The following is a 16792-nucleotide window of genomic DNA, read 5'->3' as shown; positions in this document are numbered from 1 at the left end:
ATGACTTGGCGGCGGGTCGACCACGGAGGTCTCTGAAGTTGGACACCACATGGATGGCAAATGGCAAGTGCCGGGACTTGCCGCCCGAGACGTTCTTCCCCAGCGACGGGGTGGGAGTCGAGATAGCCCGTCGTATCTGCGCCGATTGCCCGGTTAAGACGCCGTGTCTCGAATACGCCCTGTACAACAGGATTGAGCACGGCGTATGGGGCGGCGCCTCCGAGCGTGAGCGCCGGCGGATTGCCCGCCAGCGTCGCGGAGCCCGCGCAACGGTCGAGTCCTAGGAAACTCTTCACGCGATTTACCGCGATTTAGGTAGCCCGCGGCGGGGCGGGCTGCCGGAGGACTAGTTGGTCGGGCCCTCGCCTCGAACCTGCTCCTCGCGCGCCTTCAGGAGTGCGTCAAGTTCTGTCCGGGTCAGCTGGATCGAATCCTCGGTGGTGCCGGCCGGCACAGGGGCCTGTTGCGAACCGGGCGATGCGGGCGCGGTAGGCACGGAGGACGGCGCCGCGGCAAGCTGGCCCGCCGGCGCGTTGGCTGCTTCCCGGGCGGCTTTGGCGGCCTTGTCCCGCTCTGCTTCCTCTTCGGCTTCCTGCTGCGCCTTGCGGAACTCCCGGCCGGCCGTCCCGACATTGCGGGCAATCTTCGGCAACTGGCTCCCGCCGAGCACCACGACGAGGATCACCAGGACGATGATCCCGAGGTCGGGCCCGAAAATGTTGGCGGTCATGTACGCGAGGGTACTGCTGTTAGGCGTTGATCGCTCATCACGCAGGCCTTCTGGCCACCGGCAGCCGCCGAGCCGGTCCCGCCGGCGGGTCACAGCCGCGTGAACCGGCATTACTTCACCTGAATTCGGACGCTAACCGAGGAGCGCCGGCGAGCTCGGGCGGTCGAGAGCTGGCCTCCGCTTCCCTTTTTTCACGATTCGGCGCCTAATAGGTGCCAAATTGCAAGAAAAACGTTAATAGTCGCACCCGTGGGGCAAGCTCACGCCATGGGTGCCGCCCTACATCGCCAAATGGATCAGCTGGCCCGGCGCCAGCTCGGGCTGGCTTCGACCCGTCAACTGGAGGAGCTGGGCTTCGGCCGACGGTCAAGGGCTCGGGCGGTGGCATCGGGCCGGCTGGTTCGCTTCCGGCGGGGCGCGCATCTCACCGCTGCACGTCTCTGGCAACTGGAGCCAGATCGCAACCTCGAGGGCGATGTTGGCGCCATCCACCTCACCGCTCCGGCTGGCATTCGAATCGCCGGCGTCGTGGCTCACATCCGCAAGCTGAGATCCGTTGCGGAAGCCGGAGCTACCGCGTCGATCGGGCGATCGTTGAGCTACGGCTGGCGGTCGAGTGGGTGGGAACGGAGTACCACGGTCAGGTGGGCCGTTTTCGGCGGGATCGGAAGAGGATCAGCGACTTGGCGCTTGCCGGTTGGGACGTCATCGAGGTGACCGCCGACTGGACCGCCGAAAGGGTGAAACGAACGGTCATGGCAAAGGTCACAGAGCGCCGGCGCCTTCTCGCCGTCAGCTAACCGAGCACCAACGAACCGCCAACGCCCGGAAACCCGGCGCCTCCGCCGGCGCCTCCGGCCCGCGATCTCGCGCCGGATCAGCCCGCCAGCAACGACTCGTACAACCGAAGCGTTTCGGGATCGAAAGCGATCAGCCGAGCGAGCGAAACGGAAGTGCGATCCGCGACCGACTGAAGGGTCGACACCGCGATCCTCGCAGCGTCGTCGCGCGGATAGCCGTAGATACCGGTGGAGATCGCAGGAAACGCCAGGCTGCGCGCGCCCAGGTCGTCTGCAACTTCGACACATCTGCGGTAGCAGCTAGCAAGTAGCTCCGCCTCGCCGGCATCGCCGCCTCGCCACACCGGACCCACCGTGTGAATGACCCATCGGGAACGAAGCGCGAACCCGGGAGTCGCCTTCGCGTCGCCCGTTTCGCAGCCGCCCAGTGAGCGGCACGCGCTCTGCAAGTCGGCGTGGCCGGCCGCTCTATGAATCGCGCCGTCGACGCCGCCGCCGCCGGCAAGCGCCGAGTTGGCGGCGTTCACGATCGCGTCGACCTCTTCCTTGGTGATGTCGCCTATCGAGGCTTCGATCCTCATCAGCTCACCGGGTACCAAATTTCGCCCAAGAAATCCACGATTTCCCTTGCGCTCGGCCCCTGAGAGGACGAATATCACATCATTGTAGTTACATAAGTGGAATCGCTTCGGTGGCCCACGACTATCACCGACTGAGGGGAGCCATGCGGTGAACGACCTTGCAGACCTGGTAGCGCAACCAATACAACGAGCCTGGCAGAAGCAGGCGAACTGCATGGGTGTTGACCCCGACCTGTTTTTTCCAGAGCGAGGTGCGTCAACGCGTGAGGCCAAAGAGGTCTGCCGGGGCTGCGTAGTTCGCGAGGACTGCTTGGAGTACGCGCTGGCCAACGGCGAGAAGTTCGGGATTTGGGGCGGCCTGAGCGAAAGAGAACGGCGCAAGATCCGCCGGCGCAGGGCGCTCGAACGTAGGGCCGCCGCAGCGGGATGACCCCACCGCGGGGATCAAGGCCCGGTTGGCGCCGACCCGTGCAGATCGAACCTTCCCCCGTCGAGGCCCGCCAGTTGGAGGCGGGCCTCGATTGTTCTTGATGGGTCGAGGTCAAGCTCCTCCCAGCGGCGGGTCGGCTCAGCGTTTAGGACGCCACGCGGGACTAGGCCGACGAGCTCAGACCGCGAGATTGCGACCCGACTGGCGACGGCATCGAAGACAGTCCCGGGGCCAACGATCCACGGATCGATAAGGTTGCACGACACTTGCACCTCCCGCCCGGCCGGCAGTGCAAGCGTCCGAACGTGTGGCCCTCGCAACTCGCCAGCAAGCCTCCGAGCGAACTCGAGGTCGCATTCGGCCCACATGTTGTAAGCCACCAGGACCCGCCGGGCGCCCACCGCGGCAGCGCCGGCGGTCGGGTGCGGCACATGTGGGCCGAAGTCCGGCTGCAGATCCCGCCAAGCCGAGCGCCGTAGCTCGGGAAGCGACCGCTCCGGCCCGTAAAGAAAACACGGCAGGCCCACCTCTCCGCCCGCCCACTCGGCAAACTGATCGCGCGCTCGCATGGCCGGTCGGTCCGTCGCATCAACCAGCTCCGCGCCCGCAACACCGAGGCTCACGAACGGGACGACGTCCAGCGCTCCGATTCGCGGATGAACTCCCTCGTGTGACGACACGTCGACTCTCTCGACGACCGCAAGGGCCAGAGAACGCGCCGCGCGCGCTACTGCATCGTGAGGCCCGCACAAAGTGAAGACGGAACGGTGATGATGCGGATCGCTGTGAAGGTCGAGCAGCACCCGCCCGCAGGCCGCAGCCAAGTCAACCAGCAACTCGGTGTTGCGGCCCTCGCTCACGTTTACAACGCACTCGAGGAACCCCGAGGTCAACCGACGAGTATCCGCCGGACCGCGTCCTCCGATTCCGAAGTCACCAGCGCGATGACCTCGTCGCCGGCCAGCAACACCGTGTCACCGCGCGGCACGACCACACGACGGTCGCGTACAACCGCGACAACACTGGCATCCCGCGGCATCCCAAGATCCGCTATTTGACGCTCGAGGGCAGGGCTGCCATCGGCAAGCCTCACCTCGACCAGTCCAGCCTTCCCTTCGGCGAAATGAAGCAGCCGCACGAGCGTCCCCACCGACACCGCCTCCTCCACCAATGCGGTGATCAGCTGCGGGGTCGACACCGACACGTCCACCCCCCACGTCTCGGTGAACATCCATCGGTTCTTCGGATGGTTCACCCGTGCGATCACTCTCGGGACCGCGAACTCCTGCTTGGACAACAACGACACCACCAAGTTGTCTTCGTCATCCCCTGTCGCGGCCACCACCACCTCGGCTTCTCCCCAACCGGAACGCACCAGCGTGCTCACCTCACACGCGTCACCGGTGAACCAACGCAAGTTCGGCTCGTGCTGATCCTGCTTGGCGACAACCCCTGCATCGGACTCGACTATCAGAACCTCGTGGCCGTTCTGCACGAGGTCCGTCGCGATCGACGTCCCCACCACCCCGCCGCCGGCTATCGACACCTTCACCGCTGCATGCCTCCCCTGGCGAGGTCTACACCGGCTTGGTGCATTCGGGCCGCAAGCGCATCGGCTGCGTCGCTTCGGACCAGAAAGTGCAAAAGGTCCCCCTCCTGCCCGATCATCGCCGGAGTCACCAGCCGGGCAAGACCGGCTCTCGTCACCAGCACGGGCCGGTAGCGGTCGCCTTCAGCCAGCTCCGACACGTTCTTCCCGCACAGCACATCTGGCAACAGGTACTCGACCATGTTCACTTCACCGCTCGGGTCGGTCCACGCGGTCACCGACTCCTGCGGGAGAAGTCGTCTCATCACCTGGTCGACCGTCCAACTCACCGTGGCAACCGTCGGTATGCCGAGGCGCTGGTAGATCGCAGCCCGCCGCGGGTCGTAGATCCGGGCCACCACCCGCTCGACCTCGAACGTCTCGCGAGCGATGCGCGCCGTCAGGATGTTGGAGTTGTCCCCGCTGGTCACCGCAGCCACCGCGCCGGCGCGGTCGATTCCCGCTCGCCTGAGGTCGTCGCGGTCGAACCCGAACCCGACGACCGTCTCGCCCTGCCACTGCTCCGGCAGGCGCCGGAACGAGTTGGCGTTCTTGTCGATGATCGCCACCTCGTGGCCCTCACGAGTCAGGCGCACCGCAAGCTCGCTTCCAACCCGGCCGCAGCCGACCACGATTACACGCATTCGCAAGAACCTAGGCGGGACGCCGCCTCGCGCGCTTCTGATCCAGAAAATCCACCAGGACGTAGTCGCCAAGTGTCTCCGGAGTGGTGAAGAACGCGCGCCCCCGGTTCAGCTGCGTCATCTTCTCCACGAAGTTGCGAAGGTAACCGGTGGCATCGAGCATGAACGTGTTGATGGTGATCCCCTCGCGGGTCGCCCGGACAACCTCGGACAGCGTCGCCCTGATCGTCTCCGGTGCGGGCGGGTAGCTGAAGAAGGGGTCGCCGCCCGGCAGAATGTGGGCAGTCGGTTCGCCGTCGGTGATCATGATCACCTGCTTGGTTCCCTGCTGTCGCGCAAGCATCCTCCGCGCAAGGACCAGAGCGTGCTGCATGTTCGTCCCATATGTGTAGTCCCAGGAAACCTCGGGCAGCTGCGCCGCCCGCAACTCCCGAGCGATCTCGCCGAAGCCGACCAGACCGAGGTAGTCACGGGGGAACTGCGAGGTGATCAGCGCGTGCAGCGCCATCGCGACCTTCTTGGCGGCGAGGAAGTTGTCCCGCATCGGCATCGACAACGAAAGGTCCAGCGCGAGCACCGTCGACGTCGACGTAAGGCTCTCGGTGCGCTCCACCTCGAAATCGTCCGGCGAAAGACGCACCGGAGTTCCCGACCCTGTTCGCGCCAAAGCGTTGCGGACCGTCCGCTCGATCGACAGGTTGAACGGATCGCCCCACTCGTAGGCCTTGGTCTCGTAGGCCCGCTCGTGGCCCACCCCGATGCGCTCGACGACGTGGCGACCCATCCGGTCCTTTATCAACCTGGAAAAAAGGTCCGAGAGGGCGTTCTGCCCGATCCTCCTCAACCCTCGCGGGGTGAGCTCCAGGCGTCCCTCCCTTTGGTCAACAAGACCAGCATCGGCGAGCTGGCGGGCGAGCTTCGAAAGCTGCTCCAACGACTTCGCTGCGTCCTGCCCGAGAAGCTGTTCGGCTCTTTCGATGTCAACCTCCGCCAGCGCTCCCGGGTTCGACGCCGTGGTCAGCATCTGCTCGAGCTGGTCCATGTCGCCGAGCTGATTCATGACTGCGGCCGCCTCGGCGAACCCGAGCGGATCCTGCCCCGAAAAGTCGAACTGGCGCTCCCAGCCGATGCTGGGGAATGCCTGGCGGAGGTTTCCGCCAAGACGCTCGACCTGCCAGCGAAGGTCCATGTCCTCGAGCAGCGAATCGGCGAGCTGCTGAAGCTGCGCGCGCTGCTCGGGGCTCATCGAGTTGAGCAGCTGCTGCATGGCCGCCATCTGCCGGGCCATCTGCTCGAGCAGCTCGTCGAGGGTCTGCGGATTGCCGGGGAACATGTCGCCGAATCGCTCCATGAAGTCGGCGAACATCCTGTCCGTGTCCTCACCGGCGGCCCGGGCCTCGAGCATCCGGTTCAGCTCGTTGAACATGTCCTTCATTCGCTGAACCGATTCGGCCGACATGTCGGACATCGCCGACGACATCTGGTTGAAATAGCTCTGCATCAGCTGCGAGCGCAGCTCGTCCATCAGCTCCTCGAACGCTTGGCGCGCCGCGTTGCTGGTCCAGTCGTACTCCTGCAGCGACTCCACCTGCCCGGCGAGATCCGGTGGGAGAAGATCAAGCGCCATACGCCGCTCAGTCGCAACCTCTTCGGTTATGTCGGCGCGCCGTTGATCCCCCGAGGCCCTCGCCTCGGCGACGAGATTGTCGATGCCGTCTCTCTCCTGCTCCACGATCTCACGAAGGCGACGGGCCACATCCTCGTACGGACCGCCGAGATCATGGCGCTCCAACATGTCCCGCCGGCGCTGGCGCAACCGCTCCAGGATGTCCCGCAGCCCGGATAGGCGTTCCCCGTTGCGATCCGTGAACCCGCGTTGGAGAAGCCGTTGCAGTGCCTGATTGAGATCCCCGTGATAAAGGAGCTCGTCGGTCAGCTCATCGAAAACATCGTCCGCGTCGAACTCGAATCCGGTCTGGGTCCCATCCCATCTCGAGTAGCGGAACTTGGCCATCGCCTAACGGGCCCGGTAAGTGGCGCGGACGCCCGCCGCGTCCTTGTTGAGTCTCTTGGCGAGATGAAGGCCTTCCAACACGAACTCCGTCGCGCTGGCGATCTGAGCCGCCGAGTCGTCGGATCCCCTCTTGCCTCCCAGATGGGTGACCACGTCGCGCAGGTAGGGCATCTGACCTAGCGAGTCGACGAAGCTCGCCGCGGGAACGTCGTCGCCGGTGTGAACCACGACCCCGCTGTCGAACTCGGCTACCGCGTCACGCAGCTTGTCCTGGCCGACGGTGCTCTTGAACACGGTCAGCACGGCCTGCTGCACGATTCGCTCGACTACATGAGCGTCGCGGCCCTCGTCGATGGTCTCGATCTCCACCTTCCCGGCGGTCGACGAAGCCAGCGACTCCAGGTCGCTGACGCGGGGCACCGCCTCACTCTCGCCCAGACGAAGCGCCCGCCGTACCGAGCTCGCCACGAGCGTCTCGTAGTTCGACACACTCAAGCGGACCGATACACCCGAACGCTGATTGATATGAGCGTTCTGCCGGGCGAGGTGCGAGATCGTCGCCACGATCTCCGACATGTACTGCGGAACTTCGATCCTCACTCCCGGCACCGAGATGGGAAGCGCTTCCTGGCGAACCACCGATATCTCCGTCTCGATGTCGAGGGGGTAGTGGGTGCGGATCTGCGCACCGAACCGATCCTTCAGCGGCGTGATGATCCGGCCACGGTTGGTGTAGTCCTCCGGGTTGGCAGAAGCCACGAGCATCACGTCGAGCGGCAGGCGGATCTTGTAACCCCGCACCTGAACGTCTCGCTCTTCGAGCACGTTCAGCAGGCCGACCTGGATCCGCTCGGCAAGATCGGGCAACTCGTTGATGGCGAAAATGCCGCGGTTCGTGCGCGGCACCAGCCCATAGTGAAGGGTCAGCTCGTCGGCCAGGTACCGCCCCTCTGCGACCTTGATCGGGTCCACCTCGCCGATGAGGTCCGCTATGGACGTGTCAGGTGTCGCCAGCTTCTCGCCAAAGCGGTTGTCGCGGTGCACCCACTCGATCGGCGTGTCCTCCCCCCGTTCGGCGATCAGATCATGGGCATAACGCGACACTGGTTTGTACGGATCGTCGAGAATTTCGGATCCCGCCACGATCGGAATCCACTCGTCGAGCAGTGAGGTGAGGCTGCGAATGATCCGCGTCTTCGCCTGCCCCCGCTCCCCGAGGAAGATGATGTCGTGGCCGGCGAGGAGGGCATTTTCCAGCTGTGGCAGCACCGTTTCCTCGAAACCGAGCACGCCCGGGACCAGGGGCTGGCCCTCGGCGATCCGCCGGGCCGCGTTGCGGCGAACCTCCTCTTTGACCGGGATCGACTCCCAGCCCGAATCTCGCAGCTGCCCGAGGGTCGCAGGTCGTGAGCTCATGCGGCAAAGCTACCCGCCTTCTCGTCCACTACGTCCCCGCCGGTAAATACCTGTTCGCGCATTACGCGGCATTCGGTGATTGAAAAAAATCCCGTCGGGGGTAGAAGGAGATCGCTTGTTTTAGGTAAAAGTTGTGCATGGGGCGAACTGCCTAGTTTGGCAGTAGACCCTTCCAGGACGTCCGTTATCGCGCCGATATAGGGGTCAACATGAACTCGGTCGCTCTTCCAGTCTCAGCAACAGCACCAGCCCTCGGCGCCGAGGTCGACCTGATACGTCAGGCGGCCCGGGGCAACGAGGAATCATTCAGCGAGCTGTACCGGCGCCACAGCCAGACCGCATGGCGCGTCGCTCAAGCGGTCGCCGTCGACCGTGACAGCGCGATCGCCGCTGTCGCCGAGGGCTTTGGGCGTTCGCTTCGCAGCCTTCGGCGCCAGAGCCGGCTCGACTCCGAGACCTACCGGCCGCTGCTTCTGTCGGCTGTCTATAAGGCCGCGATCGACCACCTGCACAGCCACTCGACCCCGACCCCCACTTTCGCCGCCCGTTCGGTTCCCAAGGGCAAGGGAGCTCACTCCAAGGGAGCCAACGCTGCCCTGCTTGAGGCGGCCTTCCGGAGCCTTCCGGAGCGCTGGCGTGCAGCGGTGTGGCTAGGTGACGTTGAGTCCATGGAGGCGGAACGGATCGCGGCGGTTCTCGGCGTGTCCTCGGCGGTGGCCAGCCAGCTCCTCACCCGTGGGCGCAGGGGTTTGGCCGGTCGGTTCGCTCAGGCCCGCCGGCCCGAGCCCGAGCACCTCGGCAGCGCTCTCCGGCCCCTTGCCGCCGCGGTGCCGGCGAACCTCGCCGACGAGGCCGCAGCAAGGTGGAAGGCACTGGTCAGCGACCCCAGCGCCCGTTTCGCCCCTCTCACCGGCTGGATGAACGAGCGGGCCGTTCGCCCACTCTGGGTTTCGGTGGGCGCCCTCATGGGTCTCGGCCTCATCGGGCTAGGCATCGTCGGGCAGAACAGCTCCGTGAACAACGGTGGCGTCGCCACCGGCAGCCTCCCCGGCGCCAACTCGCCTGGCCTCAACCCGCTAGCCAATAGGGGCGGCCTCGGTGGCCTCGCTGGCGGCGTCGGGACGGTCGCACCGAACAGCGGCCTCAACCCGCTCGGGCTGGGGACGTCCGGTAGCGGGGGCTCAGGAGGAGCCACGACCCTCGGCACCAACCCGACCGGCTCCGTCGCCGGCGGCGGGGGATCTGGCGGCGGTGGTGGGAACACGCCGAGCAGTCCTACGAACAGTTCCAACCCCACTCAGCCTCCGGTTCAAACCCCGACGACGCCGAAGCCGACCCAGGGCCAGACGCTGCTCAATTCGCCGGTGGCCAGCGTGACTAACAGCGGCACCACCGCCAACGTCAACGTCAATAGCGCCCCCACCGGCAACGCCGCCACGGTGACGGTCGGATGCAGCAGCGGTGTCGGCCTCACGGTCGGCGGCACCACGCTCGCGGGCTGCGCGCCCGCCGGCCCGCCGCCGCCGCCGGCAAACACGGTCACTGGTCCTCCGTCGGGCGGCCAAAGCAGCGCCACCAATCCGGTCTCGAACGTCACCAAGACGGTAACGAACACGGTCACCGGAATCACCTCCGGCCTCTGAGTTCTCAATAGCGCAGTACCCTCAGGCCCGCATGGACCTGGGAGGGATGTGGTCGGTCGCGCCGTCGGACGACGAGCTGCGCCGGCGACTCGCCGACCCAGACCTGGACGACTCTGACTGGGAGCGCCTTGCCGTTCCTGGGCACTGGCGATCGCACCCGGCTTTCTCCGGTGCTGACGGCCCGGTCGCGTATCGCCACCGTTTCGAAGCTGAGATGCCGGCGGATGGGAGGCGAGCTTTCCTGACCTTCGACGGTGTCTTTTACCAAACGGACGTCTGGCTAGACGGCGAGTACGTCGGTGACACCGAGGGATATTTCTTCCCGCACACATTCGAGGTCACCGAACTTCTGTCAGCGAAGCGCGACCACCTGCTCGCAGTGGAGGTCGCATGCAGCCGGCAGACTGACCTGCGGGCAAAGCGCAATCTGACCGGCGTCTTTCAGCACTGGGATTGCATCGATCCGGATTGGAACCCCGGTGGAATCTGGGCCCCAGTCCGTCTTTTCGAGACCGGAGAGGTTCGGATTCGCAATCTGAAGGTGCTGTGCCGCGACGCCACCGCCGAGACCGCGACCCTGGAGTTCGAGGCGGAGCTCGATACCGTCGCCCAGGCCGAAGTGACCGTATCGACAGAACTTCGCCGGGAAGGCGCGTCGTCGCCGGCGGCTCAGCGCGTCGATTCTCATTCGTTGGCCGCGGGTGACAACCGCGTTCGCTGGAGGGTCGGAGCAGACCGTCCGGACCTGTGGTGGCCTCACGCCCTGGGCGACCAACCTCTGTACGAAGTGAGCGTCGAGGTTCGCGTCAGGGACAACGACGACGTCAGCGATTCGCGCAAGTTGCTGACCGGGCTCCGTCAGGTGAGAGTGCGTAACTTCTTGGCGACGGTCAACGGCGAGCGCGTCTTCCTCAAGGGAGCGAACTACGGTCCGGCGGCGCGGGCGCTGGCGGAAGTTACCCGTGAGGATCTGGTTCGGGACGTCTCCCTCGCGAAGGATGCCGGCCTGGACCTGCTTCGCGTCCACGCGCATGTCAGCCGCGCGGAGTTGTACGAGGCCGCCGACCGCGCAGGCGTCTTGTTGTGGCAGGACATGCCGCTCCAGTGGGGCTACGGGCAAGTGCGCAGGCAGGCGGTAAACCAGGCGCGCGAGGCGGTCAACTTCCTTGGCCATCACCCTTCCATCGCACTGTGGTGCGCCCACAACGAACCACTCGCGTTGGAGCTGACGCCTGGCACCGCGCTGGCGCCGAGAACGGTCGCGAGATTGGTGGCGGGTCAGGCTCTCCCAAGCTGGAACAAGACCGTCCTGGACCGTTCGATCCAGCGGGCGCTGGAGCGGTCCGACGGATCGCGCGAAGTGGTGGCTCACTCCGGGGTGCTGCCGCACCCGGCGTGGGGAACGGACAGCCATTTCTATTTCGGCTGGTACCACGGACACGAGCGTGACTTCCCCGGAGCGCTCGCGCGGCTGCCGGTGCTCGCTCGATTCGTGAGTGAGTTCGGGGCGCAGGCGGTGCCTGAAACGGCGTCGTTCATGGAACCCGAGCGGTGGCCGGATCTTGACTGGACGCGTCTCGAGGAGCACAACAGCCTTCAGCGCGAGATATTCGAACGAAGGGTTCCGCCTGCGGACTACGTGACATTCGACGATTGGAAGCGGGCAACCCAGGAGTACCAGGCACTCGTTCTGCGTCACCACATCGAAACGCTGCGTCGCTTGAAGTACCGACCGACAGGCGGGTTCTGCATGTTCATGCTCAGCGATTCGCAGCCGTCGGTCAGCTGGTCGGTGCTCGACCACGACCGGATCCCAAAGGCCGGCTACCGCGCGCTTGCGGCGGCGTGCGCTCCTGTCATCGTCGCCGCCGATCGTCCCGATGCGTCCTATCGGCCCGGAAGCCATATCGCCCTTGACATCCACGCGGTCAGCGACCTGCGGAACCCGCTGACAGATGTGGTTGCGAAGGTCGTTTTGAGCTGGCCGGGCGGCCAGCGATCGTGGCGTTTCGCCGGCGATGTCCCGCCGGACTCGTGCGTTCGCATCGGAGCGATCGCTGCATCAATCCCCCCCGAGGCGCCCAATGGCGAGCTACGGCTGGATCTTGCGCTGCGCTGGGACGGCGGCGAAGCAAAGAACGGCTACACGAGCCGAATCGCTTCGTGAGTAGCCGACGGCAGGGCCCGCCAGAAGCATTCCGGGATCCAACACGGCGGGACGGCGGGACCTTTTTTCGCAAAAAGGCACCTATCAGGTGCCCAATCGCAAAGAAACGCTCTGCGCAGGCCCCGAGTGCCTCGGACAAAAGCGGTCAAAGTCGCACTAATCGGGGCGGGTCCGAACACGGCAACCCCGCGCCCCAAGCGACCCGCATCGCCGCGACCTGTCGTCGGTACTTATGCGATTCACGGACAGTTCTGCTCTAGCGTCATCCGGCGAAGGATCACCGACCCGACGTATCGAATAGTGATTGCGGAAGGTCCAAGAAATGAGCGAACGCACCACAAAAGACAGCAACCGCTCGACGAACGGTAAGGCCAAGGCGAAGGTCGCGGCTGCACGCCGGCGATCCGAGCCGCGACTAGGAGAACTCGAGTTTTCGGAGTGGTACGAGACACCAGTGTTCGAGCCAAGTAACGAAGAGCGGATAGAGACGATGGCAACGGGCGGACGGGCTCCGTCGCGTTTGGTAGCCCGGGTTGTGCTGGCAGCCGGGGCACGCCGCGAGCGGCGCCGGGCAGAGCGTCAGCACCAAGAGCCCAATCGCGAAGAGAGCGTCCAATCGGTCGCCGGGTCACCAGCGCCGGCTGCCCCCGCGGCGGCACCTGAACCCGCACCCGAATCCGCGCCCGAACCCGCGCTTGCCGCCGTCACCTCGCCCGCACCAGAACCTGCAGCCGTTGCTGCCGAGGTCACCTCGCCGGAGTTGGCGCCGGACCCGGTGGCGGTCGCAACTGCGGTAATGGACGATCCGGTACCACGGAGCCCAGAGATTTCAACGGAACCGATTGTCGAAGCCCTCGAACCGCCGCCTGCCTTGACGGCAGACGACGGCCCCGAACTTCGCGAGCCCGACCCCGAACTTCCCGCCGCCGCCGCCACCGCCGCGACCGCCGCCAGCGCCGCACCCCCCACCCCTGCCGCCCCCGCCCCCGCTCCCGCCGAAGCGACCGGGCCGGAACCCGTCTTGATCCCGGAGCTCGTCGACCGGCCAGGGTGGCGCAGGAAGGCCAGCGATCTGCTCGACCGCTGGGCGGAAAAAGAAGTCGCCGTCGCCACCAAACTCGACGAGGCACTGGCGCCGGCGATCCCGTGGACAAGGAAGCCGGCCCACTCCCGCCGTCACCGCAGCTCTTGAGGTCGGGCGCGGCAGGCGGCAGCGACGTCCCTGCTGGTAGAACCAACCTTCACGATGCCAAGGTTCCTGTCCGCTGAGTGGTTCGACGCGGTTCGCCAGCACTCCGGGCACACGGCACCAGTCCAGCCACGCCAGGAAGGCCGCACCGGCCAAACCGAGCCGGCCGGTGACAAACACCCCGGCGCCCACGCCCACCACAGCATCCACGGGCCCAGCCCCGATCGGCTCGTGCTGGAACAGGTTGTCATCGGATCACCCGACGGCAACGTCCGGTATTTCGTAGTCGTCGAAAACGGACAAGCCCGAATCGCAGAACCCGGCTTCGCCCGCCAGACCGCGGATCTGACGATCACCACCGACTGGACTACCGCAACCGCGATGGCCAAGGGTGTACTCGCCACCCAGGCTGCGCTTATGCAAGGCCGGCTCCGGGTTCGCGGAGACATGGCCAAACTTGCCGGCCGAGCCGGCGATCTCGCCGGCCTGGACCCGGTTCCCGAGGCGGTTAGGAAGGCCACCACCTACTAGAAACAGGAACGGCCGTTGCCGCGGCAACGCCCAGTTACCGGGCACATTTGTTCGCAGGCATTGCATCTTTTGGATCGCCGCCACGCCGGGGTATCCTCATCCATCTATCTATCGGGGAGGTAGCGCTAGTGACCCTGTCGGACGTGATCGACGACGGCTTCCTGGCTCGATACCGGGCGTTGCTTGACGCCGAGGACGAAGCCTTTGACGAACTGGAGCACGCGTTCGAGGAAGGCGACAGAGCACACTTCGACAAGGATCTGTGCGCGTGGCGCCAGGCGGTCGAGAAGAAGCTCGGCTACCTGCACCGCCTGGGCGTGGTGCTGCCGCCCACGATCAGCGCCTAACCAGCTCTCCGAATCTTCAGCCGGCCGCCGGTTCAACCCGCCGGCGCGGAGACCCATCCGGCGAGTCGCGGTCCGGCGCCGGCCAAGCCATAACCTGGCCGCGCACGACCAGGAGAACGTCTGTCCCGGGAGCCGGCGCTCCAGGCCCGGTCACCCTGATCAGTAGGCGCGACAACGGCTCGCCGCTGACCGTGTGCGCAGTCAAAACCGCGTCATGCCCGAAGAACAACCTCTCGTCCACGTGCGCCGGGATCCCCCCGCCGGCTGGCACCGCGTTACGGGTGCGGGCTTCTATCTGCTCGGGACGCACGAGCACCGTCGCGGCGCTTCCCGGATGAGCCCAGCCGCCCGAGGCCCCTTCTTGCAGCACCAGCCGGCCGAGGCAGGTGGACACCACACCTCCGCCCTCGACCTTGCCGGGAAGCAGGTTGGCCTCGCCGAGGAACGCGGCCACCTCGGCATCGACCGGCCGGCGGTACAGCTCCTCCGGCCTGGCCTGGGCGACGATCCGCCCCTGGCGAAGGATCGCGACCCGGTCCGACACGGACAACGCCTCGTCCTGATCGTGAGTGACCAGGACGGCGGTGGTCCCCCGGTCTCGCAGGATCTGGATCACGTCCCGGCGAACCGCCGCGCGCAGCGCGGCATCGAGGGCGGAGAACGGCTCGTCCAGCAGCACCAATTCCGGCTGGACCGCCAGGGCACGCGCCAACGCGACGCGCTGCTGCTGCCCGCCGGACAGTTCGTGCGGGTACCGCCGCTCCAGTCCGGTGAGGCCGACCATGTCGAGGAGTGATTCGACAGCCTTGCGGTCGAATCGCCGTCCCAATCCGAACGCGACGTTGGCGCCGACCCTCAGGTGCGGAAAAAGAGCGCCGTCCTGCGGCACGTACCCGATCCTCCGTCGTTCAGGCGGAACGGATCTACGGCTGTCGTCGACCGCGACGCCTCCCACGCGCACAATGCCGGATTCGACTCTCTCGAAGCCGGCGACGACCCGGAGGAGGGTGGTCTTGCCGCTACCCGACGCACCGAGCACCGCGATCACCGAGCCGGCCTCGACTTCTAGGTCCACGCCGTCGAGGACGCGGTTGGCACCGTAGCTGTGTCGTACATCGCGAAGCTCGAGTGTGTTCACTGGCTGGCCTCTGCGGGATGGCGGTCAAACCACATCGTAAGGATGTAGCTTGGCACCGCGGCCAGTGCGACCATCACCACCGCGTACGGCGCGGCCGCACCGTACGCAGCGTTGGTCTGGTAGGCCCAGAACTGCGTGGCGAGCGTCTGGACGCCGGTCGGCACCAGCAGCAAGGTTGCGGTGAGTTCTGTGACCGCGGAAAGGAACACGAGAGAGAACCCCGCCGCCAATCCCGGGGCTACCAGCGGCAGGGTCACCCGGAGCATGGCTCCGAGTCGCCGCTCTCCCAGTGACCGTGCGATTTCTTCGAGGCGCCGCGGCGCTTGGGCGACCGACGCCTTGACGCTTATGAGGGCCAGCGGGAAGAAGAGAATCGCGTACGCGGCGACGAGAAGGCTCGACGTCAGGTACAGCGAATGGGCGAAGTGGGTGGTGAAGTAGATCAGCGCGAGCGCGATGACCAAGCCGGGCAGGGACTGCACGAGATAGGTGCTTCGCTCGATGATCAGAGACGTTGGCGAGCGGTGACGGACGACCAGCAGCGCGACCGGTAGGGCGAGCAGGGTGGCGATCAGTCCCGCTCCTGCACTGTAAGCAGCGGAGTGGGCGAGGGAACCCCACACGGACGATCCAGGCAGGGTCGTCGCGTGGCTTGCCGCCATCCAGTAGGTGAGCGTCCCAACCGGCAGCCCGAGGCCTGCTCCCGCGATGAGCGCGAGAACCCCGGTCGCGACGGCCTTTTGGCGTCCCCGTAGGCGGCGCCGGCCGAACGGGCGGGCCGCGCCGCCGCTGGCCCTGCTGAGCCTCCCGCGCGTGCTCATACCGGCCTCGCCGATCAGAACGATGATCCCGATCAGAACAAGGACCAACGACAGGCCCGACGCCCCGGCGGGGTCGAACCCGTTCTGCAGCTGGCCGAAGATCGTCGTGGTGAACGTCTGGAAGCCGACGATTTCGAACGCGCCGTATTCGGCGAGAAGCGCCAAGCACACGACCAGGCAGCCTCCCGTGACCGCCGGCCTGATCTGGCGGAGGGTCACCCGTATGAATGTTTGCAGCGGACCAAGACCGAGGCTCCGTGCGACCTCTTCCTCCGCGGGGTCGGACCTCCTCAACGCGGCCGCCACAGGCAGGTAAACCAGCGGATACAGCGCCAGCGTCATGACGAGCAACGCCCCGCCGAACCCGCGGATCGCCGGCGCTATCGAATGCCACGAGTAGCCGACGACGAAGTCGGGGATCGCGAGCGGCAACACGATGAGCACCGCCCACGCCTTGCGGAACGGGAGGTTCGTCCGCTCGATGATCCACGCCGATGCGGTGCCGAGAATCGCCGCACCCGCACTGACGCCGGCGGCGAGTTCGATCGTGTTGACGAGAAGCACTCGGGTGAGGCGCCGGAAGAGGAGGCGGAACACGTCGTGCCAGCCGGCGTGCGCGGCGTTCAGCACCAGGAAGAGGAGAGGCAGCAGCACCACAACCGCGATCAGCGCGCTGAGCCCGAGCAGCCCCCAAGGAAACTGGGATCTTGTGCCGTTTCGCCGGGTTGGAACAGCGATCGCCACGGCCTCCGC

Annotated in this window: 17 protein-coding genes; 8 read left to right on the top strand and 9 right to left on the bottom strand. The window is 66.1% G+C overall.

What is annotated here, in order from left to right; genetic code table 11:
• Positions 1 to 38: 38 nt before the first annotated feature.
• Positions 39 to 284 carry a WhiB family transcriptional regulator gene (locus VFZ97_01490; GenBank protein HEX6392082.1) on the top strand — a complete coding sequence of 82 codons (246 nt, stop codon included), beginning with the start codon at positions 39 to 41 and terminating at the stop codon, positions 282 to 284.
• Between the two features lie 62 nt (positions 285 to 346).
• On the opposite strand, the gene VFZ97_01485 is transcribed toward VFZ97_01490, so the two are convergent.
• On the bottom strand, positions 347 to 730 hold the full coding sequence (locus VFZ97_01485; protein HEX6392081.1) for a twin-arginine translocase TatA/TatE family subunit: 384 nt from the start codon (positions 728 to 730) through the stop codon (positions 347 to 349).
• Positions 731 to 1001: 271 nt separating this feature from the next.
• Between VFZ97_01485 and VFZ97_01480 the strand changes: the two genes are divergently transcribed.
• Entirely contained in the window at positions 1002 to 1280 is a 279-nt protein-coding gene (locus VFZ97_01480; GenBank protein ID HEX6392080.1) for a hypothetical protein, read from the top strand.
• A 327-nt stretch (positions 1281 to 1607) separates the two neighbouring features.
• Here VFZ97_01480 and VFZ97_01475 read toward each other — a convergent pair whose 3' ends face one another.
• Positions 1608 to 2111 (bottom strand): O-acetyl-ADP-ribose deacetylase, encoded by a 504-nt coding sequence (locus tag VFZ97_01475; protein HEX6392079.1) that lies wholly within the window; start codon positions 2109 to 2111, stop codon positions 1608 to 1610.
• A gap of 214 nt (positions 2112 to 2325) precedes the next feature.
• Here VFZ97_01475 and VFZ97_01470 point away from each other — a divergent pair, with 214 nt between their 5' ends.
• Positions 2326 to 2541: a WhiB family transcriptional regulator gene (locus tag VFZ97_01470; GenBank protein HEX6392078.1), complete on the top strand. Its 216-nt coding sequence runs from the start codon at positions 2326 to 2328 to the stop codon at positions 2539 to 2541.
• A 14-nt stretch (positions 2542 to 2555) separates the two neighbouring features.
• Here VFZ97_01470 and VFZ97_01465 read toward each other — a convergent pair whose 3' ends face one another.
• The 5 genes from VFZ97_01465 to VFZ97_01445 are packed head-to-tail and all read right to left on the bottom strand — an operon-like array spanning position 2556 to position 8203.
• Positions 2556 to 3434, bottom strand: a complete 879-nt coding sequence (locus VFZ97_01465) for a hypothetical protein (protein HEX6392077.1) — start codon at positions 3432 to 3434, stop codon at positions 2556 to 2558.
• Positions 3431 to 4093, bottom strand: coding sequence for a TrkA family potassium uptake protein (locus VFZ97_01460; GenBank protein HEX6392076.1), 663 nt, complete (start codon positions 4091 to 4093; stop codon positions 3431 to 3433). The genes VFZ97_01465 and VFZ97_01460 overlap by 4 nt, the downstream gene beginning before the upstream one ends.
• The gene (locus VFZ97_01455) at positions 4090 to 4773 is read right to left on the bottom strand and encodes a TrkA family potassium uptake protein (protein ID HEX6392075.1); all 684 of its coding nucleotides are present in this window, start codon (positions 4771 to 4773) and stop codon (positions 4090 to 4092) included. Before VFZ97_01455 ends, VFZ97_01460 begins: the two co-directional genes overlap by 4 nt.
• Before the next feature lie 10 nt (positions 4774 to 4783).
• Positions 4784 to 6787 carry a hypothetical protein gene (locus VFZ97_01450; protein ID HEX6392074.1) on the bottom strand — a complete coding sequence of 668 codons (2004 nt, stop codon included), beginning with the start codon at positions 6785 to 6787 and terminating at the stop codon, positions 4784 to 4786.
• A gap of 3 nt (positions 6788 to 6790) precedes the next feature.
• On the bottom strand, positions 6791 to 8203 hold the full coding sequence (locus tag VFZ97_01445; protein HEX6392073.1) for a sigma 54-interacting transcriptional regulator: 1413 nt from the start codon (positions 8201 to 8203) through the stop codon (positions 6791 to 6793).
• Between the two features lie 209 nt (positions 8204 to 8412).
• Between VFZ97_01445 and VFZ97_01440 the strand changes: the two genes are divergently transcribed.
• From VFZ97_01440 to VFZ97_01420, 5 genes are all read left to right on the top strand, one after another.
• A complete protein-coding gene (locus VFZ97_01440) occupies positions 8413 to 9846 on the top strand; it encodes an RNA polymerase sigma factor (GenBank protein HEX6392072.1) in 1434 nt (477 codons plus the stop codon).
• 31 nt (positions 9847 to 9877) lie between these two features.
• Entirely contained in the window at positions 9878 to 12013 is a 2136-nt protein-coding gene (locus tag VFZ97_01435) for a hypothetical protein (GenBank protein HEX6392071.1), read from the top strand.
• A gap of 322 nt (positions 12014 to 12335) precedes the next feature.
• Entirely contained in the window at positions 12336 to 13205 is an 870-nt protein-coding gene (locus VFZ97_01430) for a hypothetical protein (GenBank protein HEX6392070.1), read from the top strand.
• A gap of 54 nt (positions 13206 to 13259) precedes the next feature.
• Positions 13260 to 13733 (top strand): SCP2 sterol-binding domain-containing protein, encoded by a 474-nt coding sequence (locus VFZ97_01425; protein HEX6392069.1) that lies wholly within the window; start codon positions 13260 to 13262, stop codon positions 13731 to 13733.
• A 128-nt stretch (positions 13734 to 13861) separates the two neighbouring features.
• Complete coding sequence (locus tag VFZ97_01420) at positions 13862 to 14080, top strand: hypothetical protein (protein ID HEX6392068.1); 219 nt, start codon at positions 13862 to 13864, stop codon at positions 14078 to 14080.
• Between the two features lie 16 nt (positions 14081 to 14096).
• On the opposite strand, the gene VFZ97_01415 is transcribed toward VFZ97_01420, so the two are convergent.
• Together VFZ97_01415 and VFZ97_01410 are read right to left on the bottom strand one after the other, a co-directional pair.
• Positions 14097 to 15218, bottom strand: a complete 1122-nt coding sequence (locus tag VFZ97_01415) for an ABC transporter ATP-binding protein (GenBank protein HEX6392067.1) — start codon at positions 15216 to 15218, stop codon at positions 14097 to 14099.
• Positions 15215 to 16783: an iron ABC transporter permease gene (locus VFZ97_01410; protein ID HEX6392066.1), complete on the bottom strand. Its 1569-nt coding sequence runs from the start codon at positions 16781 to 16783 to the stop codon at positions 15215 to 15217. The genes VFZ97_01415 and VFZ97_01410 overlap by 4 nt, the downstream gene beginning before the upstream one ends.
• Positions 16784 to 16792 lie beyond the last annotated feature (9 nt).

Source organism: Acidimicrobiales bacterium, from assembly GCA_036378675.1.
Lineage (GTDB): Bacteria > Actinomycetota > Acidimicrobiia > Acidimicrobiales > Palsa-688 > DASUWA01.
Note: the sequence above shows the minus strand (reverse complement) of the source record. Positions and strands in the feature narration are given on the sequence as shown.